Below are 11,600 nucleotides of genomic sequence, written 5' to 3' on the forward strand. Positions count from 1 at the left end.
ACGCCGGACACGGGACAGCTGAACGAAAGACGCGGGCGACTTTCACCGGTCCCACACTATGTATACGATTTTGACGGCCCGTCGACGGAGCCGCCCCCCGGGGGGCGCCGCCGGGCACCGGGCCGGGCGGCCCCCGCCGGGCTGCCGGGAGGCCCGCCGCGGCCGCGCTCAGCCGGTGCGGACGACCAGCTTTCCGATCCGGCGGCCGTGTTCGAGGTCCTCGTGCGCGGCCCGGATCGCGTCGAGCGGGTAGACGTGGGTGGGCCCGGGGGTGAGTTCGCCGGAGGCGATCCGGTCGAGGTGGCGCTGCAGCACCCGGGCGGGCAGGTCCGCGGCCCCGCCGGAGTAGGCGGTGAGCCGCACGCCCCGGGGCAGGTAGTCGATGGGGTAGAAGTCCGGGACCGTCCACCGGTTGGAGAGCATCCCGGTGAAGCACACGGTGCCGTGCACCCGGGTCGCCGCCAGGGTGTCCGGCAGGGTCGGCGTGCCGACCAGCTCCAGCGCCGCGTCCACCCCGCCGGGCAGGATCGCCCGGACCCGGGCGGCGACCTCGCCGTCGTCCAGGACCGGGTGGTCGACGCCGTGGTCGGCCAGCGCCCGCACCCGCCCGGCGGCGCGGGTGGTGGCCAGCACGGTGGCGCCGAGGTCCTTGGCCAGGGTGGCCGCCACCAGGCCGAGCGCCGAGGTGCCGCCGCGGATCAGCAGGGACTGCCCGGCCCGCAGGTCCAGCCCGACGGTCAGCGACCCGTACGCGGTCTGCAGGGTCTCCGGGACGGCTCCCAGGACCTCCCAGGGCAGCTCGGAGCGGAACGGCACCACCTGTGCGCGGGGCACCACCGTGTACTCGGCGTAGCCGCCGTCGAAGGTGCGGCCCATGCCGCCCATCAGCGTCGCGACCTGTTGGCCCGGGCGCAGCACGCCGTCGGGGTCGGCGTCCACCGTCCCGGTCGCCTCGATGCCGGGCACCCGGGGGAAGGTCACCCCCTGGGCGAGGCCGAGCCGGGTGTGCAGCTCGGAGCGGTTCAGCCCGAACGCCTCGACCTTGATCCGGACCCACCCCGGGGGCGGCTCCGGGAGCGGCAGCCGGGTCAGCCGCAGCTGCTCCACCGGCCCCGGCCCGTCCAGCACCACGGCCCGCATCGTCCTGTCCATCACGTTCTCCCCTGGTCGTCCGGTCGGGTGGGCGGCACCGCCCGGCCGTCCGACGGCACCCGGCCGTCACCGTCCGGCCGTCACCGTGCGGCTGTCAGCGTGCGGCCGTCAGCGGCACCGGGTACGGCGGCGGCGCGGGCACGGCTGCCCCGGGCCCGGCGCCGGCCGACGCGCGGGGCCCGGCGGGCCGGCCTGCTGCCCGCCGCCACGCTACCCCGCGTGACCGCCGCGGACCCCGGGTTCCGCGGGCCCCGCGCGGCCCCCGGCCGGCGGCCCGCGGGCGGTCCGGTGGCGCCGACGGTCCTCGCGCGCGGCAATGGAGGCAGAGCAACCCGCAGTCCGGGACCACGGCCGTCGCCCGCCGGGGGCCGCGGCCGGGCCAGGAGAGGACAGATGACCGCGACAGCCACTCCCCGGGAGGCGGGGGCCGACCGCTCCGCGCTGAACGCCCGCGTGTTCTGGCCGGGTCTGATCCTGGTCACCCTGATGGTCGTCCTGCTCGCCGTGACCACCAGCACCGCGGGCCGGCTCTCGCCGCTGCTGATCGTGCTGCCGGCCCTGGTGGCCGGGCTGGGCAGCGTCCGCCAGACGGTCATCGCCTCCGCCTGGGCGATGGCCGGCCTCTGGGCGTCGTTCCTCTACGAGCACCCGGCGCACCGCGGTGACGTCGTCGCCGCGACCGTCGCCGCGCTGGCCTTCCAGGCGCTGGCCGTCGCCGCCTGCTTCTGGCGGACGGCGCGGCAGCGCGAGCTGGACCGGCTCCGCTCCACCCTGGTCACCCTGCAGCGGCAGATCCTGCGGCCGCTCCCGACGGTCACCCGGCAGGTCATGGTGGACGGCCTCTACTCGCCCGTGGAGGAGGACCGCCTGGTCGGCGGGGACATCTACGAGATCGTCAGCTCGCCGTACGGCACCAGGGTCCTGATCGGCGACGTCCAGGGCAAGGGCCTGGCCGCGATCGGCGCCGGCTTCGCCGTCCTCGGGGCGTTCCGCGAGGCGGCCTTCCGCGAACCCACGCTCACCGCCGTGGTCGACGCCCTGGAGGACGCGGTGGTCCGCCACAACGCCTTCGCCGAGGAGAACGAGGAGCCGTCCCGGTTCGTCACCGCGCTCGCCCTGAGCATCGACGAGTCGGCCGAAGTCCAGGTGGTCAACTGCGGCCACCTCCAGCCGTACCTGATCGACGAGGGCGGCAGCCGGTCCGTCCCGATCGCGGACACCGCCGTCCCGCTGGGCCTGGCCGCCCTCGCCGACGGCCCCCGCCTCGTCGGCTGGTTCGACCTCCCGCCGCGGACCACCCTGCTGCTGTACACCGACGGGGTCACGGAGGCCCGCGACCCCCAGGGGCGCTTCTACCCCCTGGAACGCCGGCTGCCCGACATGGCCCAGCTGCCCCCGGCGGAGCTGCTCACCGCCCTGCGGAGCGACATCGACCGGTTCACCGCCGGCGCCCGGCGCGACGACATCGCCGCCCTGTCGCTGCGCCGCACCCCCGCCCAGTGGCGCTCCCCGGCCGGCCTGGCCGCGCCGGACGAGCCCGGCGGGCACGCCGGAGCGGCGCCGGACGCGCCGTAGCCGGCCCGGAGGGGCTCGGCCCGCGATGCCGTCCGTACGCGCGAGCCACCGTCCGCTCGCGGTCCCGTCCGGACGAGGCCGTGCGGACGCGGCCGTACGGCCTCGGCCGTCCGCCGGGGCGGCGGCCCGCTACGGCAGTTCGTCGGCGATCATGTTCACGAAGGCCGCGAGTTCGGCCCGGGCGACCGGGTCGGGCACCGCACCGGGCAGCGCGCGGGCGGCCAGCCGGACGTGCTCCCTGATCCGGTCCTCCAGCCAGGCGCGCCCGCCGCACTCCTCGATCAGCGCGGCCACCTGCTCCAGCTCCGCCAGGGACGGGTCCGAGCCGTCGTCGTAGAAGGCGGCCAACCGGTCCCGGGCCGGTCCTTCGCCCTGCAGCGCCACCGCGACGAAGGCCCGCGCCTTGCGCCGGCGGAGGTCGGCCAGCGGGTCCTCCAGCTGGTCCCGGGCGTCGCTCCAGACGCCCTCCCAGTCGTCGAAGAAGGCCATCGCCATCCCGGCGTGGTAGCCGAACAGCTTCGCCGCCTCGACCTCCGCCACCGGCGCCCCGCGCACCACCGCGCCGACCATCGCCACACCCGCCGTCGGCAGCGCGATGGTGCTCTCCAGCAGGTCCAGCGCACCCTGGAGGTCGGCCCGCGAACTCCCCTCGGAGTCCAGGTCGCGGATCTGCCCGGAGCAGCACTCGCGGATCGCGAAGGCCGCCTGGCGGCCCAGCTCGCAGGAGGCCGGGGTGGCCTCCTGCGCCAGCAGCTCGAAGGCCAGGCAGTGCAGCGCGACCCCGACCTGCACGGCGGCGGGCACCCCGAAGACCGTCCACAGGGTCGGCCGCCCCTTGCGGAGCATCTCCCGGTCGCCGATGTCGTCGTGCACGGTGCCCGCCGCCGACATCAGGGTGCCCGCGACGGCGGCGCCGCGCACCGCGTCCCAGGCCTCGCGGGTGCTCCCCGCGCAGAGCAGCGCGACCAGTGCGGGCCGCCGCCGGAACCCGACGGGCACCGAGGGCCGGCCGTCGGCGTCGATCCAGCCGAAGTGGTACTCCGCCATCCGCCGGACCGGCTGGCTGAGCCGGGCCGTGGCCTCGCGCAGGGCGGGTTCCAGGTAGGCGGTCACCGCTTCGGTGATCCGCTCCGAGGTGCGTACGGTCTGCATGTCGGCCTCCTCCGGTCGGGCCGGAGTCGTTCCCGGTGCGGGGCCCGTTCCATGCCTCCGCTCACCCGGTAGGGCGAGTGCTCACGGCGCGTCACCCGCCGGCGGGCGGACCGGCCGGTATGACGGACGGGTAGCACGGGTCCCGCGACGCGGCCCCGGGTCGGGCGCGGGGCGGTGCCGCGCGCACGAGTCCCGCCCCGGCGGCGTCCTGACGTCCCGGCATTCCTTCGGAGCACCCCGGGAGTCCGCCTTGCCCGCCCCCGCGTCCGCGCCCCTGGACCCGCCCGCACCCATGGACCCGCCCGCCGGCCCGGCCGGTGCCGCTACCCCCGCCCGCCCGGCCCCGCCGACGGGCCGGCGCCGGCCTGCGCTCCGCCGTCTGCGCGCCGTGGGCCTGGCCGCCGCGCTGGTCCTGGCCGTCCCGCCGGCCGCCGGCGCCGCACCCCCCACGGCCGCGCACCCTGCTGCCGCGCCGCCCGCGGCCGCGGTCCCGGTACCGCCGGCGGCCCCGGGACCGGCGGCCGGCGGGACGATCACCGTCGACGGGGCCTCCGGCGGGCGGCTCCTCGACGGCATCGGCGCGGCCAGCGGCGGCGGCGGCAACAGCCGGCTGCTGTACGACTACCCGGAGCCGCAGCGCTCCGAGATCCTGGACCTGCTCTTCAAGCCCGGCTACGGCGCGAGCCTGCAGATCCTCAAGGTGGAGGTGGGCGGGGACACCAACTCCACCGACGGCGCCGAGCCCAGCGCCGAGCACACCGCCACCGACGTCGACTGGAACCGCGGCTACGAGTGGTGGCTGATGGAGCAGGCCAAGGCCCGCAACCCGGACATCCGGCTCTACGCCCTGGCCTGGGGCGCCCCCGGCTGGATCGGCTCCTTCTGGTCCACCGCGATGATCGACTACTACGTCCGGTGGATCGAGCACGCCCGCAGCGACCACGGCCTGACCATCGACTTCGTCGGCGGCTGGAACGAGCACCAGGACGTCGACCGGGCCTGGTACCAGGAGTTCCACGCCGCCCTCGCCGCACACGGCCTGCCCACCAGGATCGTCGGGGCCGACGACGGCGGCGCCGACTGGACGGTGGCCGACACGATGGCCGCCGACCCCGCGTTCGCCGCGGCCGTCGACGTCATCGGCATCCACTACCCCTGCGGGTACCTGACCGCCCAGACCGACTGCCGGCCGCCGAACGGCAACGCGCTGGCCGGCGGGAAGCCGGTCTGGGCCAGCGAGAGCGGGTCGCACGACCACCAGGACGGCGTCGCGCTGATCCGCGGCACCAACCGCGCCTACCTCGACGCCCGGATGACCTCCTACATCAACTGGCCGCTGGTCGCCGCCGTCCACCAGAGCCTGCCCTTCTCCACCGACGGGCTCCTGCTGGCCAACCAGCCCTGGTCAGGCAACTACACCGTCGGGCGCAACCTCTGGGCCACCGCGCACACCACCCGCTTCACCCGGGCCGGCTGGCAGTACCTGGACACCGGCAGCGGGTACCTCGGCGGCGACCGGGCGGGCGGCAGCCACGTGTCGCTCAAGTCCCCCGACGGCAGCGCCTGGACGACCGTCGTCGAGACGACCACCGCCACCGCCGCCCGCAGCACCGCGTTCCGGGTGCGCGGCGGCCTGCCCGACACCAGGGTGCACGTCTGGGCCAGCAAGCTCGACTCGACCGATCCCGCGCAGTGGATGACCCGGCAGCCGGACCTGACCCCCACGGCCGGCGCCTTCTCCCTCACCCTGCAGCCCGGCTACGCCTACACCCTCACCAGCACCGAACCGGACCCGCCGGGCACTCCCACCGCGGTACCGGCCAGGCACGCCCTGGCGCTCCCCTACACCGACGACTTCGAGCGCTACCCGGCCGGCCGGGAGGCCCGCTACCTGTCGGACATGCAGGGCGCCTTCGAGACCGCGCCGTGCGCCGGCGGCCGCCCGGGCGGCTGCCTGCGGCAGGCCGCGCCCACCCGGCCGATCGAGTGGTCCCGGGCCGACTGCGAACCCTTCGCCCTGATCGGCGACCCCGGCTGGGGCGACTACACGGTCAGCCTGGACGCCCTGCTCCCGGAGGGCGGCGGCGTCGAACTGCTGGGCCGCGCCACCCGCCAGTCCAAGGGCGCCCCGGGCCACCAGGCCGGGTACTACCTGCGGATCTCGGACACCGGCAGCTGGTCCGTCAGCCGGAACAGCGCCACCGACGCCGAGTCGGTGAGCACGCTCCTCGGCGGCACCACCACCCCTCCCGGCAGCTCCGCCTGGCACACCGTCAGCCTGGGCTTCCAGGGCAGTACGATCACCGCCGCCCTGGACGGCGCCGTCCTCGGCACCATCACCGACAGCACCTACTCGGTCGGCCTGGCGGGCCTCGGCACCAGCGGCTACCAGCCGGCCCAGTTCGACGACCTGGCCGTCACCGGCAGCGGGGCCGGGGACACCTCCACGCTGGTCGGCGTCGGATCGGACCGGTGCGCGGACGCCACGGCGCTCGGCAGCGCGGACGGCACCGCCGTCCAGCTGTGGACCTGCAACGGCGGCGCCAACCAGCGGGTCACCCTCGCCCCCGGCGCGGCCCTCACCATCTACGGCAAGTGCCTGCTCCCGGCCGGGCGCGGCACCGCACCCGGCACCCCGGTCGTCCTCGGGACCTGCGACGGCGGCGCCGCCCAACGCTGGACCCTGAACGGGGACGGCACCGTCGTCGGCGGCCCGTCCGGGCTCTGCCTGAGCGTGGCCGGCGCCCGCAGGGACGACGGCGCCCCCTTGGAGCTGGGCGTCTGCACCGGCGACGACAGCCGGCACTGGACCAGGGTCTGACCCGCCGTGGGCCCCGCCCGGTGCGCGGCGGCTTCCGGCGGCCGGGCGGGTCCCGGGCGGGCGGGACGGAGCCGGGCGGGGCCGTAGCGGGCGGGGCCGGCCGGCGGGCTAGACCACGCCGGCCGCCCGCAGCAGCCACCGGTTGGCGCCGCCGACCAGGCCCGCCCGGTCGAGCACGGCCAGGGTCTTCGCCGCCATCTCCCGCTTGGTGGTGTGCCAGTACGGGTTCGCCCGGGCCGCCCGGCGCCCCTCGGCGGGATCCACCCCGACGGCGGCGTACAGGCGGGGGTTGATCAGGCTGGTGGTGGAGAAGTAGATGATCAGTCCGATCAGCAGCTGCTCCCAGCGCCGCCGGACCGGCCCGAGGTGTCCGCGCTGCAGCTCCTCGCGGGCGTAGCTGATGTGCCGGGACTCCTCGATCACATGGATCCGGGAGACCTGGCGGGTCAGCGGCTGGAGCGTCTCGTCGGCCATCACCTCCCGCTGGAAGGCGTCCAGGATCTCCTCGACGTACATCGTGCCGCCGAAGGTCTGGCTGTGCGTGGAGACGGCCTTGAAGATCCGGCCCAGCTCGTGCGCGAGCCGCGCCGGGCGGTACGCGGGCACGCCCATCCAGGTGATCATCCGGGCGAACATCACCGAGTGCCGGCACTCGTCGCCGATCTCGGTGAGGGCGTACTGGACGTGGGCGGTGGTCGGGTCGCGGTCGAAGGCGTGACGCAGCAGCATCTGCATCAGGATCTCCTCGAACCAGATGCCCACGGCGGCGATGCTGGCGACCTCGTGCTTGCTCAGCTCGATCCGCTCCTCCTCCGTCATCCGGTCCCACTGCGGGGTGCCGTAGAGGGAGAGCCGCCGCGGCGGGCAGTAGTAGCGGCCGGGCTCCGGTCCGGCTTCCCAGTCGATGTCCTTGACGGGGTCGAACGAGAGCTTCGCCGAGGAGGCGAGCAGGCGTTGGGCGGTCCGCTCGCGGGCGGGCGCGTGGCCGGGAGCGTCCGGCCCGTTGTCCGCCCGGCGGGTGGTGGCTGTCATCAGCGGCTCCTCGGCTCCTGGGTGCGCGACCGTCCTACGGTCGGGGGGGGTGGCGATGGGGGCCCGGTTCAGAAGCTAGAAGCTATTAGACCCTGCGTCAATAGCGTGGGCCGCCGTACCTGGGGACGGGCGCCGCTGCCGCCGCCCGGGCCGTGGCAACGGCCGGCCGCACAAGGGGGGAGGCAGCCGGCACCGAGGCAGCGAGGTCAACTCACGGTGACAGGAAGGGCGTTACCGGGGACGGCCAGGCGGGTCGGCCGGCGGGCGAACCGCTCCCGCGGCCCATGGGCGCGGTCACCGGCATACGGCAGCGGCCCGCCGGCCCGGTCGCGGAGGACCGGGCCGACGGGCCGGAGGGGTGATCGTGGAGGGGCGGGGCCGCCGGGCGGGTGCCGCCGGCCCGGTGGTCAGCGCCCGCCGGACGGCGGCGCCACCACGAGCGTGCCGACCGATTCGGCGAGCACCGACCGGGCCTCCTCCGGCAGGCCCTCGTCGGTCACGAAGGTGCCGATCTCCGTGAGTTCGGCGAAGCTGCTCAGGGCCGTCACCCCCCACTTGGTGTGGTCCGCGACCACCAGCACCCGCCGCGCCGCGGCCACCAGCGCGCGGTTGGTCTCAGACTCCCCCAGGTTCGGCGTGGTGAGGCCCGCCCGCTCGGACACCCCGTGGGTGCCCAGGATCAGCAGGTCCACGTGCAGGGACCGGATCGCCTGGTCGGCGAGCGGGCCGACCAGCGCGGCCGAGCGGGTCGGGCTCCCGCCGGTCAGCAGCAGCGCGGGGGCGGCCTCGCCGAGTTCGCGGGCCGCCGTCCGCAGCAGGTCCGCGACCGGGAGGGAGTTGGTCACCACGGTCAGCCGGGGGATCCCGAGCAGGCGGGAGGCCACCGCGAAGGCGGTCGTCCCCGCCGAGACGGCCACCACACTGCCGGGCTCGACCAGGGCGGCGGCGGCCGCCGCGACGGCGGCCTTGGCCGACGACTCACGGGTGGACTTGGCCTCGAACCCCGGCTCGTCGGTGCTGGCCCCGGCGGCGATCGCCCCTCCGTGCACCTTCTCCACCGCGCCGCCGCGGGCCAGCACGTCGAGGTCACGGCGGACGGTCATGTCGGACACGCCGAACTGGTCCACCAGCTCGGCGACCTTGACCGCGCCGTCCCGGCGCACCTGCTCCAGGATGAGCGCCCTGCGCTGCTGCGCCAGCAGTCCCTGGTCCGCCACGGCTGCCCCTCCGTCCCGACGGCGTCCGGGGCACGGCCACGACGGCCGTGCGAGGTCTACCGACGGCGCCCAAGGTAGCGCAGCCACGTCCGGACGAACAGTGAACCTGATCGTTCTTGATCGCCGTATCGGGGAGCGCACACAGCGTGGTGGAAAATGTTGACGCTTCCACCAGTTGGCCCGGGCTCGCCCCCCCGACCCCAGGGGGGGCCGGCAGCCGGCCGCGCCGAGGCGCCAGACCCACCCGATCACCTCGATTTCAGGCGCAATCCGATCAAGCAAGGTCGCGGCATATCTGTTGGACGACTGCCGCGTAACGGCCGGGTCTCAATCCGGCTCATGTCAGTCACCCGGTTGACTCCCGCCGGAAACAGCTGTTTTCCTGTGCCCCATCGCGTTTGATCTCGTTGAATTCTGATCGAAACCGCGAGCGAAGCCGCTGCCGTCCTCGCCCGGGCCGGAGTCGGCGGGCTCCGCGCAACCATGCCTCACCGGGCCGGCCACCACCGGCCCGTCCATGCAAGGGGATGCACATGTTCACTGCACGCAACCGCAGGCCCGCCGCAGTCCTGGCCCTGGGCCTGACAGCCGCCCTCGGCCTCACCGCGTGTTCGACCGGCCAGGAGCCCGCCGGCAGCGGCGACGTCGCCAAGGTCGACGGGAAGATCTCGATCACCTATCTGCAGAAGCAGGGCGACCAGGAGTACTTCGTCGGCGAGGCCGCGGGCGCGAAGGCCAAGGCCGCGGAGCTGGGGGTGGACCTCAAGGTCGTCAACCTCGGCACCGACGCCAACAAGACCGTCAGCGAGGCCAAGTCCGCGATCGCCCAGAAGTCCAACGGCCTGATCGTGGTCGTGCCCGACCCGGCGGTCGGCCCGCAGGTCGTGCAGACCGCCAAGGACGCCAAGGTCGCGCTGCTCACCTCCGACGACCAGATCTGCACCACCGGCCCCGACCCGGCGGTGTGCACCTCCGACACGCTCGTCCCCCGGATCGGCTTCAGCGGCGAGCAGATGGGCGGCGAGGTCGGCAAGCGGGCGGCGGAGGAGTTCAAGAAGGCCGGCTGGAACCCCGCCGAGACCCGCACCATCTCCGCCTGGAAGCAGGACGTCACCGTCTGCACCGACCGGGTGAAGGCCGCGAAGAACGCCTTCTTCGCCGGGGCCGGCGCCAATGTCCAGAACATCGACGTGGCCACCGACAACACGCCGACCGGCGCCCAGGACAAGATCGCCGCGACCGTGACCGCCAACGCCGGCGTCAAGCACTGGGTGGTCTGGGGCTGCAACGACGAGAACGTCCAGGGCGGTGTCACGGCACTGGAGAACGCCGGCTTCAAGGCCGACAACGTGATCGGGGTCGGCCTCGGCGCCTACCTGGCCTGCAAGAACTGGAACTCGGGCAAGCCCTCGGGCATGAGGGCCGCGCTGTTCATCAACGGCAGCGACGTCGGCGCGCTGGCCGTCCAGACCATGTACGACAAGCTCAAGAACGGCAAGGAGTTCCCGAAGGAGGCCTTCGCGCCGACCAAGATGGTCGACGCCTCCAACTGGAAGGCCTCCGGCGTCAGCTGCAGCTGAACCGGCGCCCCCGGCCGCGCCGGCGCGGCAGTCCCCCACCCCACCGCGCCGGCGCCCCCACCCACCCGTCGCATCGGCCCACCGCGCCGATCGTCCCACCGTCTGCGAGGCCCCTCGATGACCAGCCCCGGCACCGGACGCCCGGTGCTCCCTCCCCCGACCGGCGACGGCCCGGTGATCGCCATCGAGGGGATCGTCAAGCGGTTCGGCGCCGTCCAAGCCCTCGGCGGGGTCACCCTGGAGTTCCCCGCCGGCCAGGTCACCGCGCTGATGGGGGAGAACGGCGCCGGCAAGTCCACCCTGCTGAAGATCCTCACCGGCGACCACCGGCCGACCGAGGGCCACGTCGCCCTGGACGGCGCCCGCCTCGCCCTCGCCTCCCCGGCCGAGGCCCGGGCGGCCGGCATCCGGATCATCCCGCAGGAACCGGAGATCATCCCGCACGTCTCGGTCGCCGAGAACGTCTACGCCGGCGCCCTGCCCCGCCGGGCCGGCCGCCGCCTCGACCGCGCCGAACTCGGCCGCCGGATCAGCGCCGACCTGGAGCGGTTCGGCTTCGACAAGGTCATCTCCCCCGGCCTGCTCGGCTCCGAACTCACCCCCGCCCAGCGCCAGATCGTCGAGATCCTGCGCGCCCTGACCGGCAACGCCCGGGTGATCGCGTTCGACGAACCGACCTCCTCGCTCTCCGACACCGAGGTCGAAGCCCTCTTCGCACTGATCAACAACCTGCGCGACCAGGGCATCGCCATCATCTACGTCTCGCACCGGATGAAGGAGATCTTCCGGCTCGCCGACCGGATCGCGGTGCTGCGCGACGGCGCCCTGGCCGGCGTGCTGGACGCCGGGAACGCCCACGAGGCCGACGTGGTGCGGCTGATGGTCGGCCGCGACCTGTCCACCCTGTTCACCCGCCAGGACGTCGCCACCGACCGGGTCGTCCTCGACGTCCGGGGCGTCACCACCGACGCCGTCCGCGACATCGACCTCACCGTCCGGGCCGGCGAGGTGGTCGCCCTGGCCGGCCTGATCGGCGCCGGACGCTCCGAACTCGCCCTCGCGCTGGCCGGC

The 11,600-nt window shown here is 74.9% G+C and carries 8 protein-coding genes; 4 read left to right on the forward strand and 4 right to left on the reverse strand.

What is annotated here, in order from left to right; all coding sequences use genetic code 11:
• Window positions 1-168: 168 nt before the first annotated feature.
• Window positions 169-1,152, reverse strand: coding sequence for a zinc-binding dehydrogenase (locus IE329_RS22230; protein WP_229927659.1), 984 nt, complete (start codon window positions 1,150-1,152; stop codon window positions 169-171).
• Between the two features lie 393 nt (window positions 1,153-1,545).
• Here IE329_RS22230 and IE329_RS22235 point away from each other — a divergent pair, with 393 nt between their 5' ends.
• Window positions 1,546-2,727, forward strand: a complete 1,182-nt coding sequence (locus tag IE329_RS22235; protein ID WP_190212699.1) for a PP2C family protein-serine/threonine phosphatase — start codon at window positions 1,546-1,548, stop codon at window positions 2,725-2,727.
• Window positions 2,728-2,856: 129 nt separating this feature from the next.
• Here the strand turns inward: IE329_RS22235 and IE329_RS22240 are convergent, their stop codons facing one another.
• A complete protein-coding gene (locus IE329_RS22240; RefSeq protein WP_190212700.1) occupies window positions 2,857-3,879 on the reverse strand; it encodes a polyprenyl synthetase family protein in 1,023 nt (340 codons plus the stop codon).
• A 388-nt stretch (window positions 3,880-4,267) separates the two neighbouring features.
• Here IE329_RS22240 and IE329_RS22245 point away from each other — a divergent pair, with 388 nt between their 5' ends.
• Complete coding sequence (locus IE329_RS22245) at window positions 4,268-6,700, forward strand: ricin-type beta-trefoil lectin domain protein (RefSeq protein WP_229927660.1); 2,433 nt, start codon at window positions 4,268-4,270, stop codon at window positions 6,698-6,700.
• A 108-nt stretch (window positions 6,701-6,808) separates the two neighbouring features.
• On the opposite strand, the gene IE329_RS22250 is transcribed toward IE329_RS22245, so the two are convergent.
• Together IE329_RS22250 and IE329_RS22255 are read right to left on the reverse strand one after the other, a co-directional pair.
• Entirely contained in the window at window positions 6,809-7,732 is a 924-nt protein-coding gene (locus tag IE329_RS22250; RefSeq protein WP_190212701.1) for an AurF N-oxygenase family protein, read from the reverse strand.
• Window positions 7,733-8,139: 407 nt separating this feature from the next.
• A complete protein-coding gene (locus IE329_RS22255) occupies window positions 8,140-8,949 on the reverse strand; it encodes a DeoR/GlpR family DNA-binding transcription regulator (RefSeq protein WP_190212702.1) in 810 nt (269 codons plus the stop codon).
• A 533-nt stretch (window positions 8,950-9,482) separates the two neighbouring features.
• Here IE329_RS22255 and IE329_RS22260 point away from each other — a divergent pair.
• Both IE329_RS22260 and IE329_RS22265 read left to right on the forward strand, forming a co-directional pair.
• Window positions 9,483-10,529 carry a substrate-binding domain-containing protein gene (locus tag IE329_RS22260; RefSeq protein ID WP_190212703.1) on the forward strand — a complete coding sequence of 349 codons (1,047 nt, stop codon included), beginning with the start codon at window positions 9,483-9,485 and terminating at the stop codon, window positions 10,527-10,529.
• Between the two features lie 117 nt (window positions 10,530-10,646).
• Window positions 10,647-11,600 (forward strand): ATP-binding cassette domain-containing protein (locus tag IE329_RS22265; RefSeq protein WP_190212704.1); only part of this gene is annotated, 954 nt, incomplete at its 3' end.

The sequence above is a fragment of the Kitasatospora indigofera genome, from assembly GCF_014655955.1.
GTDB classification, from domain to species: domain Bacteria; phylum Actinomycetota; class Actinomycetes; order Streptomycetales; family Streptomycetaceae; genus Kitasatospora; species Kitasatospora indigofera.

Bases quoted from the DNA above. Each gene is read 5' to 3' on its own strand.
- IE329_RS22230 (WP_229927659.1), bottom strand. From the start codon at position 1,152: ATGGACAGGACGATGCGGGCCGTGGTGCTGGACGGGCCGGGGCCGGTG.
- IE329_RS22250 (WP_190212701.1), bottom strand. From the start codon at position 7,732: ATGACAGCCACCACCCGCCGGGCGGACAACGGGCCGGACGCTCCCGGC.
- IE329_RS22240 (WP_190212700.1), bottom strand. From the start codon at position 3,879: ATGCAGACCGTACGCACCTCGGAGCGGATCACCGAAGCGGTGACCGCC.
- IE329_RS22235 (WP_190212699.1), top strand. From the start codon at position 1,546: ATGACCGCGACAGCCACTCCCCGGGAGGCGGGGGCCGACCGCTCCGCG.
- IE329_RS22260 (WP_190212703.1), top strand. From the start codon at position 9,483: ATGTTCACTGCACGCAACCGCAGGCCCGCCGCAGTCCTGGCCCTGGGC.